This window comes from Sorangium sp. So ce1036, from assembly GCF_051369805.1.
GTDB lineage: Bacteria > Myxococcota_A > Polyangia > Polyangiales > Polyangiaceae > Sorangium > Sorangium cellulosum_F.
In genome coordinates, this window is sequence record NZ_JBBMOX010000001.1 from 9634497 (window position 1) to 9654445 (window position 19949).

Here is a 19949-nt window from a genome sequence, read left to right on the forward strand (position 1 = left end):
GCAGAGCTTTTTGGTTGTTCTCTCTGTGTCTCTGTGGTTCAAACTCGCTCTCTCTCTCTCGCGGCAACTCAATCTGCTCAACGTTCACGCCGCTGGTCGCGAGCCGAGGCGCGGCCGGCAGATTGACGCTTCGCGCCACGGACCGTAAACTTTCGTCCGTCACGTTGTTTCGGCTCATCAACACGGTACAATTACCAGCGTAGGGAAGGCCACGCGCGCACCACAGGTCCTGCGACAATGACGACGAACGCGTTCGGGCTGGAGGGACAGGTGCTGGTTGGCCGGTACCGACTGGTCCGTCGTCTCAGCTCGGGCAGCATGGGGACCGTCTGGTGCGCGGACGATCTCACGCTCGGCTCGCCCGTCGCGGTCAAGATGCTCAGTCCGCTGTACGTGAAGGACGACATCGTCCGCGCGCGCTTCTATCAGGAGGCGCACGCCGCGGCGGCGCTCCGCAGCCCGAACGTCGTGCAGATCCTCGATCACGGCGTGGACAACGACGTCCCCTTCATCGCGATGGAGCTCCTCGAGGGGGAAGATCTCGCGGCGCGGCTCCAGCGCGTGGGCGCGCTCCCCCCGGCCGAGATCACGCGCATCTTCGCGGACGTCGCGCGCGCCGTCCGCAAGGCCCACGACGCCGGCATCGTCCACCGCGACCTCAAGCCCGACAACATCTTCCTCGCGCGCGACGACGACCGCGAGGTGGCCAAGGTCCTCGATTTCGGCGTCGCGAGGACGCCGCTGTTCGGCGAGGGCATGGGGACCCAGGCGGGCGCGCTCATCGGCACACTGCCGTACATGAGCCCGGAGCAGGCGCGGGGCGCGACCGTCGATTACCGGTCGGACCTGTGGGCGCTCGGGGTCATCGCCTTCGAGTGCGTGTGTGGCCGGGCGGCGATCTCGGCCGAGGCGCCCGGCGCGATGATCCTCGAGATCTGCGGCGGGGATCTGCCCGTCCCCTCGCAGGTCGCGTCCGTCCCCGTGCCGCCGGCGTTCGACGACTGGTTCATGAAGGCGTGCAGCCGCGAGCCGAGCGAGCGGTTCTCCTCGGCGACGGCGATGGCCGAGGCGCTGCGCGCCGCGCTGCTGCCGGCGGGCGAGCCGTCGGAGACCGAGCGCGCCTCGCAGGACGCCGTGCCGAGCGTCTCCTTCTCCGCGCCGCGCTCCCGGAGCGCCCCGCTGGGAGACGACCCGGCCCCGCGCAGCGGCGGTGCGGCCCAGCGGAACGACGACCCGGCCCCGCGCAGCGGCGGTGCGGTCCTGACGGGCGACGACGTGGCCCCGCGCAGCGGCGGCGCGGTCCTGACGGGCGACGACCCGGCCCCGCGCAGCGGCGGCGCGGTCCTGACGGGCGACGACCCGGCCCCGCGCAGCGGCGGCGCGGTCCTGACGGGCGACGACGTGGCCCCGCGCAGCGGCGGCGCGGTCCTGACGGGCGACGACGTGGCCCCGCGCAGCGGCGGCGCGGTCCTGACAGGCGACGACCCGGCCCCGCGCAGCGGCGAGGCGGCCCCGCGGAGCGACCGCGCGGCCCTGCCGGCGGATGAGGCGTCCCCGACGGGTGATGATGCGGCCCCGGAGTCGGAGCTCGCAGCGGCTGTCGCGCCGCGAGGCTCGACCCCAGACGGCGAGGAGACGGTCGACTGGAGGCCGCGTCGTGCCCGGCCGGCCACCGTGCTCGGCCTCGCGGCGCTGATCCTCGTCGGGGCGTTCGTGGGCTGGCGCGCGCTGCACGACGGGCCGACCACGCCCGCGCTGCTGTCCCATGCAGCGTCGCCCACGGCGACCGAGGCAGAGGCACCGGCAGGCGCTGCGGCGGAGGTGCCTGCGGCAGAGACAGAGCCGGGCATGGCAGCGCCGGCCATGGCAGCGCCGGCCATGGCAGCGCCGGCCGCGGAGACGCCCTCCATCACGCCCTCCCTGGCTTCGACCGCCGCGGCGACCTCGACGCCTGCGAGCGGCGCGGGCTCCGCGCGGCCCCACCAGCCCCCCGCCAGGGCGGCCTCCTCCTCGGCGCGGCATGCGCGCTCCGACACGACCGCGATCGCTCGCCCGAGCAAAGCGGTCTCGCCCGCGGTGCGGGCGAAGGCTCCGCCTGCGTCGTCGACCTCGCCCGCGGCGCGGGCGAAGGCTCCGCCTGCCTCCTCGGCCTCGCCCGCCGCCTCCAGCGCGACGCGATCCAAGCTCGATCGCCTCGGCTTCTGAGGAGGCGCATGAACGCTCGATCGAGGCCCCTCCGGATTGCAGCCATCACGACCGCGCTCGCGCTCGCGCTCGCGACACCGGCGCGGGCCGCCGACGTCGATCCCGCCACCGTGAGCGCCGCCCGCGCCCTCGCGGAAGAGGGCCTCGACCTGTTCGACAGGGGCCAGTATGCGGCGGCGCTCGACAAGCTCGATCGCGCCGACGAGCTGATCGACGCCCCCACGGTCGGCCTCTACGCGGCGCGCTGCCTCGAGCAGCTCGGACGCCTCGTCGAGGCCTCCGAGCGTTACCTGTACGTGAGCCGCATGCCGCTCGACGCCTCGGCCAGCGACGTCTTCAAGGCGGCGGTCGCCGACGCCGGAAAGGCCTACAAGGATCTCAGGGCGCGAGTCCCGAGGCTCGCTGTCACGGTGCTCCGCGCCCCGGAGCGCGAGGTGCAGATCACCATCGACGGCAAGCCCGTGCCGCCTGCGCTCGTGGGGGTCAGCCAGCCTGTCGATCCTGGCGAGCACGTCGTCGAAGGCGCATGGGCAGGCCGCGTGATCCGGCGAGAGGTCTCGTTACCGGAGCGGAACGAAGCGACCATCGCGCTCGATTTCGCCGCCGCCGGCGCCCCGGTCGCTCCCCACCCCCCGCCCGCCGCCGGCGCCCCGGTCGCTCCCCGCCCCCCGCCCGCCGCCGGCGGCACGCCGGACGTCACGCGGCGCGCGCTCGGCTGGACCGCGGTCGGCACGGGCGCGGCAGGGCTCGTCGTCGGGGGCATCACGTTCGGCGTCGCCAGCGCACTGCGGAGCGACCTGGTGCGCCTCGGGTGCACCGAGGCGGTCGAGTGCCCGGACACGCCAGCGACGCGCGACAAGCTGGGCACGTACAACACGGTGCGCCTCGTCCCCGCGCCGGCGTTCATCGCGGGCGGGGTGCTCGCCGCAGGCGGCGTCGCGCTGCTCTTCACCGCGCCGTCGGCGCCGAAGTCCAGGGGCGCGACGGCGCGTCCTTGGATATCGCCGTGGGGCGCGGGGATCGTGGGGGTCTTTTGATGCGATTCATCGGCTTCTCTGCCTTGGTGGCCGCGCTCGGCGTGGCCGGCGCGCTGGCCGGATGCTTCCCGGAGGGCGTGCTCCTGGCGACCGCGAGCGGCAGCGGCACCGCGCAGGGCGGCTCCGGCGGCTCCGGCGGCTCTGGCGGCTCCGGCGGCTCCGGCGGCCTGGGCGGCTCGGGCGGCATCGACGATCCGCGGGAGACGACCACCTCCGCCGGTGGCAACGGGCCCTGCGTGGTCTGCTATGAGGGCCCCCCCATGACCGAGGGCCGCGGCGTGTGCAAGGGCGGCTGTGAACAGGGCGGCGCGTGTGTTGGTCAGGTGCTCCCCTCCGTCGAGCGCTGCACGACGAAGGACGTCGACGAGAGCTGCGACGACGAGGCCATCTGCACCGGAGCCGCGGTGTGGAGCGTGAAGCTCGGGGGGGACGGAGATCAGTACGGTCGTGATGTCAGCGTCGACAGCGAAGGGAGCGTGCTGGTCGCGGGGAGCCTCGACGGGTCGATCGGCTTTCACGGCAACCACACCGCGAATACCACGGACGCCTTCGCCGCCACGCTCGATCGCGACGGGGTCCGGACGTGGGGACAAGGGTTCGGATCGAGCGGCTGGGAGCACCTGCGCCGCGTGACGCGCGACGCGAACAACGACGTGATCCTTGCCGGAACCCTGGAGAGCCCCATCGATTTCGGCGGGGTGACGCTCGACAGCAACGGCGCCGCCGATGTCTTCGTGGCGAAGCTGTCGGCGGAGAGGGGCGGCGCCCCGGACTGGGCCGAGCGCATCGGCGGCACGGGCGTCGATGGCCTCCACGGGCTCGCGGTCGATTCCCAGAACAACATCCTCGTCGCTGGCCACTACGCCGATGTGGCCAACGTGCTGGATGAGGCGGAGCTGCCGAAAGCCGACTGGGAGGACATCTTTGTCGCCAAGATCAGCGCGGATGGGAAGCACGTCTGGAGCAAGCGATTCGGTGGTACGGGCGCCCAGGCGGCCCTCGATCTGGCCGTGACGCCGGACGACGGCGTGGTCCTGGTCGGCCGCGCCGAGGGCACGGTGGACTTCGGCAAGGGAAACCTCCCCACGCGGGGCGTCGACGCCTTCGTGGCGAAGCTCCACCCGGACGGCTCGACCGACTGGGCCAGGATCTATGGCGATCACATGAACCAGGAGCTCACGGGCGTCGCGGTGGACGCCGCGGGGGACATCTTCGTCGCGGGGAGCACCGCTGGAGAGATCGAGTTCGGCAGCCCGCCCGTGCACAGCCTGGGCGGGACCAACGCGATCGTCGCCCGCCTGGCCCCTGACGGCGCGCACGTCTGGAGCCGTAGCTACGGGGACGCGGCCGATCAGGCGGCGCTGGATGTGGCGATCGACCCGGCGGGCAACGTCCTCGTGGCCGGCAGATTCAAGGGCTCCATGAATTTCGGCGCGGACAGCATCACGTCCAGCGGCGCGAACGACGCGTTCCTGGCGAAGCTCGATCCGGACGGGAAGCCGATCTGGATGCGAAGATTCGGCGATGGCCAGGAGCAGAGCGCGTCGGCCGTCGCGGTGGATGCGCTGGGGACCATCCTGCTGACCGGCGATTTCGCCGGCAGCATCGATTTCGGGACGGGCGACTTGACGAGCGCCGGCGGCCGCGACGTGTTCGTCGCCAAGCTGCGCCCCTGAGGAGGACGTGGAGAGGTCCACTCCAGGTCAAAACATCTGCTGGACCAGGAGGACGTGCAGCGGTCCACTCCAGGTCAGGACATCGATTGGACCAGGAGAACGTGCGGAGGTCCGTGAGCACCCCGCGCACCAGAGCGAACGATCCACCAGGGAGAACCCGCAGGCGCTCCCGAGGATCCATGCGATCCCCTGTTCCGCGAAGGCTCGTTCGGAGATATACACGCCCAGTGGGCAGGCACCTCACACCTGGCACCACAGTTGCTGTGATCAATCGCCCTCACGGAAGAGGAGATCTCGCGCGATGAGCAACCGTCAAGACAGTCCGGGAGCGCTCTCCTTTCAACCTGCTGCTGGCCTCCACGGGCGGCCGATCGCGCCGGTCGCGGCGCCTTCCAGCATCGCGCCCATGGCGGCCAGCGTGCCGCCCGCGGCGAGCGCAGGGGACCTGGACCGCGAGCTCGCGGCGCTCGCCCAGAACGTGCGACAGAAGCGGCGGAATCGGCTCGTCGTCGGGGTCAGCCTGGTCGCGGCGGCCCTGATGGCGGGCGCGGTCACCGTCTTCGCCGGCAAGGTCCAGGAGGCGGAGGCGGGCCAGGCCGAGGCGGTGGCCGCCCGCATTGCCGAGCAGGACAGGATCGCGCAGCTCAACCTCCAGCTCGAAGATCGCGACAGGAAGATCGCCGCCCTGACCTCCGAGCTCGAGGCGGCCAGGAGCGACGCCGAGAAGGCGCAAAAGATCGTCCTCGCGTACAAGGCCGCGGAGGCGGCCCTGGCGGCAGCAGAGGAGGACGAGGACGGAACGGCGGCCGGCGCGAGGAGCGCGAAGGGCTCGCCCAAGGCGGCTGCGGCCCGGCGAGGCCGGGCTGCGGCGCCGGGCAAGGCGGCGCGCGGCGTCCGGCTGGCGGCGGCGAAGAAGGGCGCGAAGTGCGAGTGCAAGCAGGGCGATCCGCTCTGCGGTTGCCTGTAGACGCCGCGCGTGGCCGGTGACGGGCACGCCATGGCACCCGTGGAGGCGAGGCTCGGATCGCTCGCCCGCTGCCTCCTGGTGACGCGCGTCAGATCACGCGCCGGGAGCGCCGCGCGCTGCCGCGGGAGCGCGTGACCGCGCCCGCGCCGACCACGACGAGCAACGCGAGCCACCCCGCATCCGGCCGAGCGCCGCCTCCGCCCCGAGGTGCGCCCGCGGCATGGCTGCAGGAGCTCTCCCGCCGCTTTCCATCGATGGGTCGCCCGCTGAGCCCGTCGCCGACGGGAGGCGCCGAGGTGCCTATCGAGCCGCCGCTCGATCCGCTCCCTCCGGGGCCGCTCCCCGCCCCGCCGCCGTCCTCGCGCTCGCAGCCGGCGGCCGCGTCGCGGAGCGCCGCGAGCGCGAGCCTGGGGGCGTCGTTCTGCCCGACAAGGCCGTAGGACAGATCGGCGAGCGGCGCGTCTCGATAGCTGGCCCAGATCGCCCCGGCGACATCCCGCCGGGTCGCGAGGAACTCGAAGGAGGTGCGGAGGTTCTCCGCCTGGAGCTCCTCGCCCACGACGTTCGCCGCCCACGCCATCCCCGTGATGAAGAGCTCGCTCGAGTCTCCGTGCTGCTCCGCAATGGCGCGCACCTCGTCGAGGGCGCCGGCGATCGCCACCGCGTCGACCTCGCCCAGCTGCTGAATGAACATCTGGTAGCCCAGGTGAGACCACGGATAACGCCGGCCGTAGCGCGCCTCGAGCGCGTCCCATACCGGCTGATCGTAGAGCTCGCGCAGGTAATCGGCCCCCGAGATCGGCGCCGCGAGGTCCTCCGCGACGAGCAGGCCGCCCGTGATGAGCGAGAGCGCGTCGACGTTGAAGAGCCCCTCGTTGCGGGCGCGGATCTGGCCGAGGATCTGCGCGAGCACGCGCGGCAGGATGTACGTGCAGCCCGCGTTCATGGGGTCGAGCGCGTGGTCCGGGTCCTCGAAGCAGTTCGGCTGACTCCAGATCTCCCAGCGGTGCACGCGCCCGGCGAACCGCGACATGAGGACCTCCGCCGCGCCGACGAACTCCTCGACATAGGCATTGTCGCCGTCCCCGTCCGGATCGTCGTTCCAGCGGGACTGCCCTCCTCGCGCGGCGCGGTGGGAGAGCAGCCCGACCGGCTCGAGGCCCGCGGCGATCACGGCGTCGACGATGGCATCGTACTCGGCGCGCTTCTCTTCGTCCCACGCCTCGGCGCCGTCGAGCCGGAACTCGACGCGCGCCGCGCCGGCGCCCGAGCGCGCGAGCGCTTCGGCGTGCTGGGCGTCGAGGATCACCTCCCCTGCGTCGACGGGCGCCCCCGGATCGACGCCATAGAAGCCGCACCGCACGCCCTCTGCCGCCTGGGCGGGCGACGCGAGGGTGAGCGCGGAGGAGGCGGCAAGAGCGACAATGGCTGCACGCATGTTTCAAGGATAGCTGGCGCGCGCGCGCCGACCAAGAAACGACCCCGACATCGTCTATCCCATGCTAGGGATACGCATCACATGGCTTCCCTGGAACTGAACGAAGAGCGCGGGCGCGCCGGGGTCGCTCCTCCGGGAGAGGAGGCCTTCGACGAGGGCGAGGAGGCGGCGGGCGCCGCCGAGGAAGCGGCGCCTCCAGCCCGGAGCCTGCGCGACTGGCTGCGCGGCGCGCCGCTCTCCCGCCCGCTGCACCTCGCGTTCGGCCTCGTGCTGCCGGCCATCCTCCTCATCGTGAACATGGCGCGGGTGCGGTCGTTCACGATCGACGACGCGTACATCTCCTACCGCTATGCGCGCAATTTCGCCCGCGGCATGGGGCTCGTTTACAACGCCGGCGAGCGCATCGAGGGGTACACGAACTTCCTCTGGACCGTGCTGCTCGCGGGCGGCATCAAGCTCGGCCTCGACCCCGACGCCGTGGCCAAGGTCCTCGGCGGGCTCGCCGCCTGCGGCTCGCTCGGCGCGCTCTACGTCCTGTCGAACCGGCTGCGCCCGCTCGGCGTGATCCCGTGCGTCGCCACGTGGCTGTTCGCGAGCTCCATCGTGCAGAGCGGCTACGCCGTCTTCGGCCTGGAGACGCCGCTCTTCATCCTGCTCGTCCTCGCCGGGACAGAGATGATGTTCCGGGAGCGCGACCGGGGGACCGGCTTCCCCTACTCGGGCCTCGCCTTCGGGCTCGCCGGCCTGACCCGCCCCGAGGCGCCGATGTTCATCGGCATCCCGATGCTGTTCCTCGGCCTGCGCTTCTTCGGGCGGCAGAACCTGCTCCGCGGCGTGGTCTTCGCCGCGCCCATCGCGTGCCACATGCTGTGGCGGCGCAGCTACTACGGCACGTGGCTGCCGAACACGCTGAGCGCCAAGACCGGGAGCCTGTCGGATCAGCTCGCCGGCGGGAAGCGCTATCTCCTGGAGTACGCGGAGCACACGTGGCCGGCGCTGCTGCTCGCGCTCTTCGGCCTGTGCGTCGCGATCGTCTGGCGGCACCGCGACGCGCTGTGCGTCGCGGCGCTCGCGCTCGCGGTGACCGGCTACGTGCTGCTCGTGGGCGGCGACTGGATGCCGTTCTACCGGTTCATGAGCCCGTTCGAGCCGTTCTGCTTCCTCCTCGCGGGCCTCGGCGCGCGGGCGCTGCTCGAGCCGCTGCTCACCACGCTGGCGGCCCGCGCCGCGGAGGTGCGCGCGCGGGGCGCGATCGCCCTCGCCGCGGGCGCCGGGCTGCTCGCCGTGGGCTGCCTCGCGGCGATGGGCGCCTTCCGGGCGCAGCGGATCGATCGCGCGCAGCGCCACATCCTCCACGACGACAAGCGGTTCTGGGACAGCGCCGCCGGCGGCACGGCCGCGTGGTTCCTGGCGCACGGCCAGCCCGGCGAGATCGGGGTCGGCGACATCGGGTACATCGGGTACGCGACCGACTACCCGGTGCTCGATCTGCTCGGGCTCGTCGACCCGGTCATCTCGAAGCTCCCGGGCGGCTACACGCGCAAGACGGGGCCCGGCTACGTCAAGCGCGTGTTCGACAAATCCCCGCGCTATTTCGTGTTCATCGGCAGCGCCGACTCGTGCGACAAGCTGCCGTTCCCGTCCCAGGAGAAGCTCCGCAGGGACCGGCGCTTCCGCGGCGTCTACCACGTCGCCGGGAAGGTCCGGCACAGCAAGGGCGGCTACTGGTGCATCTTCGAGCGCAAGGACGCGGCGGCAGAGGGGCGCGCGGCGGCCGCGCCGGGCGCGCCGCCATCGCCCGCGGCGGCGCCTCCGCAGCCCGCGCCGGGCAAGGCGCAGTAGCCCGCCCCGCTCGAGGCGCGCGAAGGGGCCGCCGCGCGCCCCCACCGCCGCGAGTTTTGCTAGCATCGCCGCCCCATGCTCTGGCTCTGGTACGCAGGTCCCCTCGCGGTGCTCGTCGTCTGGTTCCTGACTGGCCTGCGCACGCGGCACGAGGCGCGGCGGGACAGAGAGATCGCGCGCTGGCGCGCGCTGATGCTCCCCGGGACGGCCCCGCGCCCGTCCGAGGGGCGCCGCGGCAGCCGGAAGGCCACCGCCGAGGACACCGGCCCGCGTCCGGTGCGCGGGCTGCCGTCCAGCCTCCGGCAGATGCTCGCGGAGACCGGCGGCGGCGAGGTCATCGCCCGTTACGAGCTCGTCCCGAAGCTCGCCTACGTCGCGATCGTCGGGCCGGACGCGAAGAACGGCAGCGAGTACCAGGTCGTCCTCGTGAAGCTGCCCGAGGCCGGGCCCGAGGTCACGGTGTGCCCGCTGCCGATCCTCGACGGCCAGCCCGTCCCGAACAACGGCGTGCAGTTCAAGAAGGACCCGGACTTCACGGCGCAGTTCCTGGTCGACGGGCCGAACGCGAAGGCCATCGGCCGGTGGCTCTCGAGGCCGGTCCGCGACGCGCTGCGCGACTTCCCCGACGCGTGGCTCTTCGTGCGGGACCGCGTCATGGCGCTCGTGGCCTACGGCCCGGTCGACGCGGAGCGCCTGCAGGATCTCGTGGCGATCGCCGACGCGATCTTCGCGGAGCGCGGCGGGGAGGACGCTCCGCCCCTGCTCTTCGTCGACGAGGACGAGGGCGACGACGAAGGCGACGAGGACGACGACGAAGACGACGACACGGAAGAGGGCGACGACGAGGACGACGAGGCGGCGCCGGACTCCGGGGCCGAGAGGCAGGCGGCGTCCGCCCCCGCAGCGCGGGCTGCCTCGCGCCGGTCCTAGGCGCCCATCGTGTGAGCTTTCCGCAGGCATCACAGCCTGGCGGCGCGCCGTGACATCGCCCCGAGTCGCGGCCGACAACTGGCCGTGACGCCGCCTCTGGCCTTCATTCGCGGACCAAAGCCGCGCCTGACCATGTTAGGTAGCAATCCTGGGCCTGTTGAACGCGAAACCGCTGCTCTCCGCCGCCGTACTCCTTGGCCTCTGGCTCGCGGCGCCTTCTCCCGCGCTGGCGGACAAGAACCGATGGATCCGCACCCAGGGCCACCGCGTCGGGCTCGAGCTCGACGTGCTGAGCAAGTCGGCGGACTGGACCGAGGACGACGTCACCTCCGAGGTGAGCACCTTCGGCCTGAGCTTCGCCCTCGTCGGCCAGCTCCGGTGGCGCGACCGGCTCTACCTCGACGCCGAGCTCCCGCTCGCCTACGGTAGCCTCTCGGCCTCGTACCGGTCGGAGCGGCTCGGCGTCGACGAGAGCAGCAGCGCGAGCAGCTTCCTCTTCGGCAACCCCACGCTCGGCGCCCACTACGCCCGCACGTTCTACCGCCGCTTCGCCGTGTTCTTCGGGGGCGCGTTCTCGATCCCGGTCCTCGACGATCCCGACGAGAACGCGCGCGCCGCGCTGCAGGCGACGACCCCGGCGCGCGCCTTCTTCGACCTCCACCGGCTCATCCCCGAGCACTTTCCGCTGAGGGTCCGCGGCGGCGTCGAGGCGAAGGTCGGCGCGCGGCTGTTCTACCGCGCCGACACCGCGGTGACGCTCGCCCTCCCCACGGCCGGGGGCGGGGCCGAGCTGCTCGTGGAGCAGGGCAGCGAGCTCGAGCTGCGCGGCAAGGGCGCGCTCGGCGGCGGGCTCCGCCTCCAGGCGGCGCTGACGCTCACGCGCGACGACATGGCGCAGCTCGCGCTGGAGCCGTTCGTCAGCTACGAGCCGGCCAAATCCGCCTTCCACGGGCGGGCGGGGCTGCTCGTGGCGCTCGACGCGCCGCTCGGGTTCGGCCTCGCGGACGACAAGGTCACGACGCTCAGGCTCGCGATCGGCCACAGGTTCTGAGGATCTGCGCCGCCGCGCATCGTAGGCTCTGGTGGACCGGGACCGACGCGGGCGGGGAGGTCCGGAGGGGAGCGATGGGCGAGCAGCACGTCTCCGAGCAGGTGAACGAGGAGCAGCATCAGGCCTTCATGCGAGCGCTGCTCGACGATGTGGCGGCGCTCGAGCGCCTCCTCCAGGAAGACCGCATCGAGTCGGGCGTGCGCCGGATCGGCGCGGAGCAGGAGATGTTCCTGGTCGACCGCGCGCTCCGGCCCGCGCCGCTCGCCCTGGAGGTGCTCGAGCGGGCCGCCGACGGGCGGCTCACGACCGAGCTCGCGCGCTTCAACCTGGAGGCGAACCTCTGCCCGCTGCCGTTCGGCGGCGACTGCCTCAGGCGGCTGGAGGCCGAGCTCTTCGAGGTGGTCGGCCGGGCCGCCGAGGCGGCGCGCGCCCTCGGCGCCGAGGTGCTGCTCACGGGCATCCTCCCCACCCTGCGCGCCGGCGATCTCGGCCTGGAGAACCTCACGCCGAAGCCCCGCTACCACGCGCTCAACCGCGCGCTCCTCGCGCTCCGCCAGGGCGATTTCCGCGTGTCCATCCACGGGATCGACGAGCTCGAGATGACGCACGGCAACATCCTGCTCGAGTCGTGCAACACGAGCTTCCAGGTCCACCTCCAGGTCGGCCCTCGGGAGTTCGCGCCGCTCTACAACCTCGCGCAGGCGGTGACGGCGCCCGTCCTCGCCGCCGCGGTCAACTCGCCGCTCCTGCTCGGGAACAAGCTCTGGCACGAGACGCGGATCGCCCTGTTCGAGAGCTCGGTGGACACCCGCCCGGCCGCCCGCGAGGCGCGGCAGCACAGGCCCCGCGTGCACTTCGGCGACGGCTGGGTGCAGGGCGGCGCGCTCGACCTGTTCCGCGAGGACATCGCGCGGTTCCGCGTGCTCATCACCGCCGAGACCGGCGAGCCCCCCGCCGCCGTGCTCGCGCGCGGCGAGGTGCCGGACCTCAAGGCCCTGCGCGTCCACAACGGCACCGTCTACCGCTGGAACCGCCCCTGCTACGGCGTGGCCGGCGGGGTCGCGCACCTGCGCATCGAGAGCCGCGCGCTGCCGGCGGGGCCCACGATCCTCGACGAGGTCGCCAACGCCGCCTTCTTCTTCGGCCTGGTCGCGGGCCTCTCGGGCGAGCACCCGCGCATCGACCTCGAGATGCCGTTCGAGGACGCCAAGGCGAACTTCTTCGCGGCGGCGCGCCACGGGCTCAAGGCGCAGCTCACGTGGCTCGGCGGGCGGAGCTACCCCGCCGCGGAGCTCATCCTCTCGCGCCTCCTCCCGGCCGCTCGCGAGGGCCTGTCGGCCGCGGGCATCGACGCCGCGGACATCGATCGCTACCTCGGCGTGGTGGAGGAGCGGGTGCGCCGCGGGCAGACCGGCGCCCAGTGGGCGCTCGGCTCGCTCTCGGCCATGGCCGGGCAGGGCACCCCGGAGATGCACCACCGCGCGCTGTGCGCCGCGATGCTCGCGCGCCAGCGGGAAGAGGCCCGGGGCGCCGGGGCCGGGCGCCCGGTGCACACGTGGGAGCCCGCCGCGCTGGAGCCCGACCGGGAGAGCCTGCGCGACAGCTACCGGACGGTGGGGCAGTTCATGTCGACCGATCTGTTCACGGTGCGGCCCACCGACATCGTCGACCTCGCCGCGAGCGTCATGGACTGGCGCCACGTGCGCCACGTGCCGGTCGAGGACGAGCAGGGCCGCCTGGTCGGCGTCGTCTCGCACCGCGCGCTGCTCCGGCTGCTCGCGCGCGGCACCGCGGCGGCGCCGGGCGGGGCCGCGCCCGCGGGCGCGCCGCCCGCGGTCGCGTCCATCATGCGGCCCGATCCCGTGACGGTCACGCCGGAGACGCCCACGCTCGAGGCGATGCGGATCATGCGCGAGCAGCGCGTCGGCTGCCTGCCGGTGGTCGCGGGCGGCCGGCTCGTCGGCATCGTGACGGAGCACGACCTCATCGACGTCTCCGCGAGCCTGCTCGAGGCGTTCCTGCGCGAGGGGTGAGCGGCCGACGGCCGCTGGCGAGGGGCGCGGGGCGACGGCCCCGCGCGGCGCTCACAGATCGCTGATCTCGGTGCAGGTCATCTCGTCGCCGCGGGCCTGACAGTCGAGCACGGTGCCATACGTGTTGAAGAAGCCCTGCTTCGAACGCGTGATATGGTACCGCGTCCCGTCGATCTGCCGGATGCTCGTGTAGCTCCCCTGGCAGCCCACGGCGCCGAGGCTCGCGAGCACGAGCCCGAGAATCCAAGTACGTTTCATTCGCTCTCCTCCGTGATCTCGACCTGGGTGCACTCCGCCTTCCCCGGCTGATCAGGGCACATCCAGATGGCAGGCATGTTGTTCTTGTGCCCGGTCACATACACATAGCCCGGCCCTGCCGGTGCAGAGCTCGTAGCCCACGTCGCGCACCCCATGAGCGCCGAGGCGCCGCACAGCAATGCGATGAATTGAATTGGTCTCCGCATGACCGGTCACGTTATCGAGGTGATCGCTATGGGCCAAATTCGCGACAGCGGTCGCGTGGTCCAGCTTCTTCCTCCCCTGCTTCATGGAGGGCGCCCTCCACCGGCGCGCACCCCGGCCCGAGCACGGTTGACACGTCGCGTCAGCCCACCTAAGAGAGCCCCACCCAGCCGGCGTGCTCTGGCGTGCCGGATCCGGGGGGGCTGCGCGGAGCGCGCGGGGCGGGCCCGCGCGGGGCTCCGGCGGCGGAGGAGTCGACATGGCTTCAGGCAAGCATGGGAAGGGCAACAAGGACCGGGTGGCGGTCGTCGCCGGGCTGCGCACGCCGTTCACCAAGGCGGGGACCGCGCAGAGGGCGCTGCGCACGGTCGATCTCGCCACCACGGTGGTCAAGGAGCTCATCCAAAGGAGCGAGGTGCGCCCGCGCGACATCACGCTGGTCGTCTACGGCCAGGTGGTGCCGACGCTCGACTGGCTCAACATCGCGCGCGAGGTCGTGCTGCGCGCCGGCCTGCCCAAGGACATCGACGCCTTCAGCGTCTCGCGCGCCTGCGCGACGTCGCTCCAGGCCATGACGAGCGCCGCCGAGGCGATGCTCGCTGGCCAGCACGACGTCGCCCTCGTCGGCGGCGCCGACAGCATGAGCGACGTCCCGCTCGGCGTTTCCCGGAAGCTCGCCGCCGCGCTGACCGACCTCCAGAAGGCGAAGACGCTCGGCGCGCGGCTGGGGATCCTCTCGCGCCTCTCGCTGAAGGACGTCGTGCCGCCGGTCCCCGGCTTCTCCCGCGAGCCGACCACGGGCGAGCAGATGGGCGAGGCGGCCGAGAAGATGGCGAAGGAGAACGGCATCTCGCGCGAGGAGCAGGACGCGATCGCCCACCGGTCGCACACGAACGCCGCGCGCGCCTGGCGCGACGGCACGTACGCGGCCGAGGTCATGCACGTGATCCCCCCGCCCTACGACGCGCCGGTCGAGCGCGACAACGTGGTCCGCGACGACTCGACCCTGGAGGCCTACGCCAGGCTGCCGCCGGTCTTCGACCGGCGCCACGGCACCATCACCGCGGGCAACGCGTCGCCGCTCACCGACGGCGCGAGCGCGCTCCTTTTGATGCGCGAGTCCAGGGCCAAGGCGCTCGGCCACCAGCCGCTCGGGTACGTGAAATCGTGGTCCTACGCGGCGGTCGACCCGGGCTGGCAGCTCCTCATGGCCCCGGTGCTCGCCGCGCCGCGGGCGCTCGAGCGCGCCGGCCTCTCGCTGCGCGACATGGATCTCGTCGACATGCACGAGGCCTTCGCCGCCCAGGTCGCGTCCAACCTGAAGGCGCTCGCCTCGCCGGCGTTCGCCAGGGAGAAGCTCGGCCGGTCCACCGCGGTCGGCGAGATCGACCCCGACCGGCTCAACGTGAACGGCGGCTCGATCGCGCTCGGCCACCCCTTCGCGGCCACGGGAGGGCGCATGGTGCTCTCCACGCTCCGCGAGCTCAAGAAGCGCGGCGGAAAGCACGCGCTCCTCACCGTGTGCGCGGCGGGCGGGCTCGGCGCCGCCGTGGTCCTGGAGGCAGCATGACGACGACGCTCGATCCCGTGACCCAGGCCCCCGCGCAGGCGGGCCCGCTCTCCCTCTCGGTGCGCCCCGACGGCGTGGCCGTCGTGACGTACGACGTCCCGGGCGAGGCGGTGAACACGCTCAAGCCCTCGTTCGCCGGCGACATCGCGCGGATCCTGGACGAGATCGCGGCGAATCCGGCCATCAAGGCGGCCATCCTCGTGTCCGGCAAGGCCGACACGTGGATCGCGGGCGCCGACATCGACATGCTGAAGAGCGTCACGACCGCGGCCCAGGCCGAGGCGATGTGCCGGGCCGGCCACGCGGCCGTGCAGCGGATCGTGGGCTCGCCCAAGCCGATCGTGGCCGCGATCCACGGCGCCGCGCTCGGCGGCGGGTTCGAGGTGGCGCTCGCCTGCCACGGCCGGGTGCTCAGCGACGACAGGAAGACGGTGCTCGGCCTGCCCGAGGTGCAGCTCGGCCTGCTCCCGGGCCTGAACGGCCTGCAGCGGCTGGCCGAGCGCGCCGGGCTCAAGGCGGCGCTCGATCACGGCCTCACCGGCAAGAACATGCGCCCCTCGAAGGCGCGGAAGCTCGGCGTCGCCGACGACGTGGTGCCCGCCCCCATCCTCGTCGAGACGGCCGCCGCGCTCGCGCGCTCGCTCGCGCTCGTCGACGCCGGCCCGCCCCTCGGGCCCGGCCGCGCCGCGGGCGGCAAGAAGAAGGCGCCGCGGCTCGACACCTCCGCGCTCGCCAGCGCGGCGCTCGAGCGGACCCCGGTCGGCCGGGCCCTCCTGTTCAAGCAGGCGGCGAAGCAGACCCGGGAGAAGACCGGCGGGCACTACCCGGCGCCCGAGCGGATCCTCGACGTGCTGAGGACCTACGCCGAGAAGGGCTTCGAGGCGTCGAGGGAGGTCGAGGCGCGCGCCTTCGGCGAGCTGGTCGTCTCGAGCACGGCGCACCGGCTGATGGAGATCTTCTTCGCGACGACCGCGATGAAGAAGGACACCGGCGTGGACGACCCCGCCGTGCAGCCGAGGAAGGTCGAGAAGATCGCGATGATCGGCGCCGGCCTGATGGGCGCCGGCATCGCCTACGTCAGCCTGAACGCGGGCATCCCGGTGCGCCTCCGGGACCGCGACGACGCGTCCCTCGGCCGCGGGCTCCGGTACGTGGCCGACATCCTGGGAGAGCGGGTGAAGAAGAAGCAGCTCACCCCGATCGAGCGCGATCAGAAGCTCGCGCTGCTCACGGCGACCACCGACGGCTCCGGCCTGAAGGGCGCCGACCTCGTGATCGAGGCCGTGTTCGAGGACCTCGCGGTGAAGCACGAGGTCGTGCGCGACGTCGAGGCGAACGGCAAGCAGGGCGTGATCTTCGCGTCGAACACGTCCTCGATCCCGATCGCCCGGATCGCGGCCGCGTCGCGGCGGCCGGAGAACGTCGTCGGGATGCACTACTTCAGCCCGGTGCACAAGATGCCGCTGCTCGAGGTCATCCGGACGGAGAAGACGTCGCCCGAGGTGGTCGCGACCGCGGTGGCGGTCGGCAAGCGGCAGGGCAAGACGGTGATCGTCGTGAACGACGGCGTGGGCTTCTACACGAGCCGCGTCCTCGGGCCGTACATGAACGAGGCGAGCTGGCTGCTCGCCGAGGGGGTGGCCGTCGAGCAGATCGACCGGGCGCTCGTCGCGTGGGGCTGGCCTGTCGGCCCGCTCGCCCTGCTCGACGAGGTGGGCATCGACGTGGCCGCGCACGTGGGCCCGATCATGCTCGAGGCGTTCGGCGACCGCATGGCCCCGCCGCCCACGATGGCCAAGCTGGTCGCGGACGGCCGCAAGGGCCGCAAGAACGAGCGGGGCATGTACCTGTACGGCGCGGCGGCGAAGAAGAAGGGCAAGGGCAAGCACGCCGACGAGAGCGTCTACGCGGTGCTCGGGCTGCCGGTGCCGAGCGCGAAGGACAAGCCGCCGGTGCCGGTGGAGGAGATCCAGATGCGGTGCTCGCTCCAGCTCGTGAACGAGGCGCTCCACTGCCTGGGCGAGGGCATCCTGCGGAGCCCGCGCGACGGCGACATCGGCGCGATCTTCGGGCTCGGGTTCCCGCCGTTCCGGGGCGGGCCGTTCCGCTACGTCGACACGCTCGGCGCGGCGGACGTGCTCCGGCGCATCGAGGTGTACGAGCGGCGCTTCGGCAAGCGCTGGACGCCCGCGCCGGCGCTGGTCGAGGCGGCGAGGACGGGCAAGCCGTTCCACGCCTGACGGGCCCTGGCCCCGGCGGCGACGCCGGGAGGCAGTCGCTCAGGTCCGTCGCTCGACGGGGACCGCGCTGAAGCGGGCCCCTGCTCCGGGCTGAATCCCCTCCGTCGCTGGACAGGACACGGAGACTCGGCGCAGAGGTGGCCTCGCCGCTGCCCGCTTCGACGGTGGACGGCGCTCCCCCCTCGCGCCTCGCCCCGCGCAGACCGTCGCGGCCGGTGCGCTCCGCCTGTCCCTCGGCGACGTGGAGGCGAAGCGGTGCGTGCTCAACCCCACGGCGAACACCAGGCCTCCGCCGAGCGGCGCGCCGTTCAACGCCGTCGGGATCGAGCCCGTGATCTGCCGCAACATGCTCGTTGAACGCCGTGAGGCTCACGACCGCACGTCAGGCGGCGAGCCGGCGGGCTCCTTCACGTGGGGAGAGGGCGACAAGCTCGCGCGTCGCCGCCAACCGGCACTTCACCTCGACCGGGAGTCGAGCGCCTCGCCGTTCGTGCAGAGTGCGGCCAGCGGGGCGGCGCAGGACGCCGGTGTCGGCGCAGCGACCCCGGGGTCCGACAGGTGACGCATCGACGGGTCGCCGGGCCTCGTAACCATGTTCGCCGTGACGCGCGAGCTCGGCGCCAAGGCTCACACGCGGGGTGAGGACCCCGCACCACCGCGCCTCGCTCGACGGGCTGCGCCTCCCGGCGACGCCCGTCACGACACCTCGAACGAGGTTCCCACCGAGATCGAGATGTGGTCATGAAGCCGCCGGCGGAGCCGAGTTCCACACATGAACTTTGTAAGATGAACCATTGCTCATTTTCCGTCGCTGGTTTAACGTCATTCACCCATTCACCGATAGGCAGCACGGGCGTAGCATTGGAAGGCCCTGAAATACAAAGTCACGAGAACTGCGGACATGGCCAGGGAGGACAGCGCTCTTGGTCGTCATGCATCTGGATTGCATCACCCCGGTAGACAGCGCCGCCCCGGGCAATCGCCCGATGCTTCGTGCCGCAGCCAGCAGGAGAAGTTGAGATGAAACCGGCCCGTCGAAACGAAGGAAAAACTCGCTCCACAAAACCTTCCCTCCCGTCGGATCAGGGCAAGAAGCAGGAGCACGTCAGCGTGAAGGCGAAGACAGGCCGCCGCAGCGCTGGCGGGGGCGGGCGCGCCTCGCCGGCGGGGCGTGGCGGTACGCTCAAGGCGCTGGAGAGCCGGATGCGGGCGCAGCAGACGATCCTGGACAACATCGTCGACGGCGTGGTGGTCAGCGATCGGCACGGGAAGATCATCTATTCCAACCCGGCGGCCGAGGCGCTCCTCAAGCTCACGATCGCCGACGCCTCACCTGACGAGTGGAGCCAGCGATACGGGCTCTATCGCGCCGATGAGCAGACGCCGTTTCCGCCGCACGAGCTGCCTGTCGCGCGCGCCCTCCAGGGCGAGGTCGTCGTCGCGCAGGAGATGTTCTTCCGGCACGGCAACAACCCGACGGGCGGCTGGCTGGTCGCGAGCGCGCGCCCGGTCATCTCCGACGACGGCACGTTCTTCGGCGCCGTGGGCGTGTTCCGTGATGTCAGCGATCGCAAGCGGTGGGAGAAGGAATTAGAGCAGCAGCTCGCCCGTGAGAAGGAGAGAAACGACACGCTCGAGCGCCTACGGCTCACCGTGCAGCAGCTCTCGACGCCGATCCTCGAGATCTGGGATGAGGTCCTCGTCCTGCCCATCATCGGCATCCTCGATTCCCGGCGCAGCGGCGAGATGACGGAGCAGCTGCTCGACGAGATCGCGCGGAAGCAGTGTCGCTTCGTCATCGTCGACGTGACGGGCGTCGAGATCGTGGACTCCTCGACGGCAGACCAGCTCCTCAAGCTGGTGAGCGCCGTGGAGCTGCTCGGCGCCCGGTGCATGTTGACCGGGGTCCAGCCTGCCGTGGCGCAGACGCTCACCGCGCTGCGCGTGGATCTCGGCCCCATGCTCACGCTCCGCAACCTCAGGCACGGCCTGCAGACCTGCCTGCGCCTGATCCAGACGGAGTTCGACATGACCCGGGTCATGGCGTCGCGGCCCGAGGCCGCCGCCCGGCGCTGACGCCGCCGCCGCGCCACGCCAGTTCAGCTCCGCGTGCCGCGCCGGGAGGGCGACGCGCGCCCAGGACGCAGAGCAGGCTGAAACTCGTCCAGATTCAACAGCTTGTACCCCCCGCCAGAGCCGTCGCGGAGCGAGCCGAGAGCGTACGGTCGCGGGAAAAGCGCGGGAGAGAGACCGCAAGGGGCGCAGGGGAGAGAGGTCTGTTCCCCTCTCCCCCGCGCTCCTCACGCCCTTGCGATCCTCTCTCATCAGGCGATTCCTGAGAACTTTCAACGTGTTCGGTGCTCCAGGAGCGCATCGATCGTCCAGACCAGGACACCATTGAGTTCAGAACATCATGACGTCCTGGACCTCAATTGAGCCTGAGCGCGCATTCCCATGAGAGTGAACAACAGTGACACCATCGTCGACTCCCGGGCGAG

Annotated in this window: 14 protein-coding genes; 11 read left to right on the plus strand and 3 right to left on the minus strand. The window is 72.2% G+C overall.

The window, feature by feature from the left end; all coding sequences use genetic code 11:
* The first annotated feature begins 237 nt into the window (after nucleotides 1-237).
* From WMF31_RS36245 to WMF31_RS36260, 4 genes are all read left to right on the plus strand, one after another.
* Nucleotides 238-2205: a protein kinase domain-containing protein gene (locus WMF31_RS36245; RefSeq protein WP_436606323.1), complete on the plus strand. Its 1968-nt coding sequence runs from the start codon at nucleotides 238-240 to the stop codon at nucleotides 2203-2205.
* 8 nt (nucleotides 2206-2213) lie between these two features.
* Entirely contained in the window at nucleotides 2214-3242 is a 1029-nt protein-coding gene (locus tag WMF31_RS36250) for a tetratricopeptide repeat protein (RefSeq protein ID WP_436606324.1), read from the plus strand.
* Nucleotides 3242-4918: an SBBP repeat-containing protein gene (locus WMF31_RS36255; RefSeq protein ID WP_436606325.1), complete on the plus strand. Its 1677-nt coding sequence runs from the start codon at nucleotides 3242-3244 to the stop codon at nucleotides 4916-4918. Before WMF31_RS36250 ends, WMF31_RS36255 begins: the two co-directional genes overlap by 1 nt.
* A 301-nt stretch (nucleotides 4919-5219) precedes the next feature.
* Nucleotides 5220-5885 carry a hypothetical protein gene (locus WMF31_RS36260; protein WP_436606326.1) on the plus strand — a complete coding sequence of 222 codons (666 nt, stop codon included), beginning with the start codon at nucleotides 5220-5222 and terminating at the stop codon, nucleotides 5883-5885.
* 88 nt (nucleotides 5886-5973) lie between these two features.
* On the opposite strand, the gene WMF31_RS36265 is transcribed toward WMF31_RS36260, so the two are convergent.
* A complete protein-coding gene (locus WMF31_RS36265; protein WP_436606327.1) occupies nucleotides 5974-7323 on the minus strand; it encodes a hypothetical protein in 1350 nt (449 codons plus the stop codon).
* Nucleotides 7324-7404: 81 nt separating this feature from the next.
* Here WMF31_RS36265 and WMF31_RS36270 point away from each other — a divergent pair, with 81 nt between their 5' ends.
* The 4 genes from WMF31_RS36270 to WMF31_RS36285 all read left to right on the plus strand — a co-directional run bounded on the left by WMF31_RS36270 (nucleotide 7405) and on the right by WMF31_RS36285 (nucleotide 13179).
* Complete coding sequence (locus tag WMF31_RS36270) at nucleotides 7405-9165, plus strand: hypothetical protein (RefSeq protein ID WP_436606328.1); 1761 nt, start codon at nucleotides 7405-7407, stop codon at nucleotides 9163-9165.
* A 75-nt stretch (nucleotides 9166-9240) separates the two neighbouring features.
* A complete protein-coding gene (locus WMF31_RS36275; protein WP_436606329.1) occupies nucleotides 9241-10095 on the plus strand; it encodes a hypothetical protein in 855 nt (284 codons plus the stop codon).
* A gap of 157 nt (nucleotides 10096-10252) precedes the next feature.
* Nucleotides 10253-11146 carry a hypothetical protein gene (locus WMF31_RS36280; protein WP_436606330.1) on the plus strand — a complete coding sequence of 298 codons (894 nt, stop codon included), beginning with the start codon at nucleotides 10253-10255 and terminating at the stop codon, nucleotides 11144-11146.
* A 74-nt stretch (nucleotides 11147-11220) separates the two neighbouring features.
* Nucleotides 11221-13179 (plus strand): CBS domain-containing protein, encoded by a 1959-nt coding sequence (locus WMF31_RS36285; protein ID WP_436606331.1) that lies wholly within the window; start codon nucleotides 11221-11223, stop codon nucleotides 13177-13179.
* Between the two features lie 51 nt (nucleotides 13180-13230).
* Here the strand turns inward: WMF31_RS36285 and WMF31_RS36290 are convergent, their stop codons facing one another.
* Nucleotides 13231-13437 carry a hypothetical protein gene (locus tag WMF31_RS36290; RefSeq protein ID WP_436606332.1) on the minus strand — a complete coding sequence of 69 codons (207 nt, stop codon included), beginning with the start codon at nucleotides 13435-13437 and terminating at the stop codon, nucleotides 13231-13233.
* Nucleotides 13438-13488: 51 nt separating this feature from the next.
* On the minus strand, nucleotides 13489-13728 hold the full coding sequence (locus tag WMF31_RS36295) for a hypothetical protein (protein ID WP_436606333.1): 240 nt from the start codon (nucleotides 13726-13728) through the stop codon (nucleotides 13489-13491).
* A 172-nt stretch (nucleotides 13729-13900) separates the two neighbouring features.
* Between WMF31_RS36295 and fadI the strand changes: the two genes are divergently transcribed.
* The 3 genes from fadI (at nucleotide 13901) to WMF31_RS36310 (ending at nucleotide 19527) form a co-directional block, all read left to right on the plus strand.
* Nucleotides 13901-15211 (plus strand): acetyl-CoA C-acyltransferase FadI, encoded by a 1311-nt coding sequence (gene fadI / locus WMF31_RS36300; RefSeq protein WP_436606334.1) that lies wholly within the window; start codon nucleotides 13901-13903, stop codon nucleotides 15209-15211.
* Nucleotides 15208-17451: a fatty acid oxidation complex subunit alpha FadJ gene (gene fadJ, locus WMF31_RS36305; protein ID WP_436606335.1), complete on the plus strand. Its 2244-nt coding sequence runs from the start codon at nucleotides 15208-15210 to the stop codon at nucleotides 17449-17451. Before fadI ends, fadJ begins: the two co-directional genes overlap by 4 nt.
* A 1110-nt stretch (nucleotides 17452-18561) precedes the next feature.
* Nucleotides 18562-19527 carry an STAS domain-containing protein gene (locus WMF31_RS36310; protein ID WP_436606336.1) on the plus strand — a complete coding sequence of 322 codons (966 nt, stop codon included), beginning with the start codon at nucleotides 18562-18564 and terminating at the stop codon, nucleotides 19525-19527.
* Nucleotides 19528-19949: the final 422 nt, after the last annotated feature.

Excerpts from the sequence above, each read along its gene's own strand:
- WMF31_RS36245 (WP_436606323.1), top strand. The coding sequence starts at position 238 with ATGACGACGAACGCGTTCGGGCTGGAGGGACAGGTGCTGGTTGGCCGG.
- WMF31_RS36250 (WP_436606324.1), top strand. The coding sequence starts at position 2,214 with ATGAACGCTCGATCGAGGCCCCTCCGGATTGCAGCCATCACGACCGCG.
- WMF31_RS36255 (WP_436606325.1), top strand. The coding sequence starts at position 3,242 with ATGCGATTCATCGGCTTCTCTGCCTTGGTGGCCGCGCTCGGCGTGGCC.
- WMF31_RS36260 (WP_436606326.1), top strand. The coding sequence starts at position 5,220 with ATGAGCAACCGTCAAGACAGTCCGGGAGCGCTCTCCTTTCAACCTGCT.
- WMF31_RS36265 (WP_436606327.1), bottom strand. The coding sequence starts at position 7,323 with ATGCGTGCAGCCATTGTCGCTCTTGCCGCCTCCTCCGCGCTCACCCTC.
- WMF31_RS36270 (WP_436606328.1), top strand. The coding sequence starts at position 7,405 with ATGGCTTCCCTGGAACTGAACGAAGAGCGCGGGCGCGCCGGGGTCGCT.
- WMF31_RS36275 (WP_436606329.1), top strand. The coding sequence starts at position 9,241 with ATGCTCTGGCTCTGGTACGCAGGTCCCCTCGCGGTGCTCGTCGTCTGG.
- WMF31_RS36285 (WP_436606331.1), top strand. The coding sequence starts at position 11,221 with ATGGGCGAGCAGCACGTCTCCGAGCAGGTGAACGAGGAGCAGCATCAG.
- WMF31_RS36290 (WP_436606332.1), bottom strand. The coding sequence starts at position 13,437 with ATGAAACGTACTTGGATTCTCGGGCTCGTGCTCGCGAGCCTCGGCGCC.
- WMF31_RS36295 (WP_436606333.1), bottom strand. The coding sequence starts at position 13,728 with ATGAAGCAGGGGAGGAAGAAGCTGGACCACGCGACCGCTGTCGCGAAT.
- fadI (WP_436606334.1), top strand. The coding sequence starts at position 13,901 with ATGGCTTCAGGCAAGCATGGGAAGGGCAACAAGGACCGGGTGGCGGTC.
- fadJ (WP_436606335.1), top strand. The coding sequence starts at position 15,208 with ATGACGACGACGCTCGATCCCGTGACCCAGGCCCCCGCGCAGGCGGGC.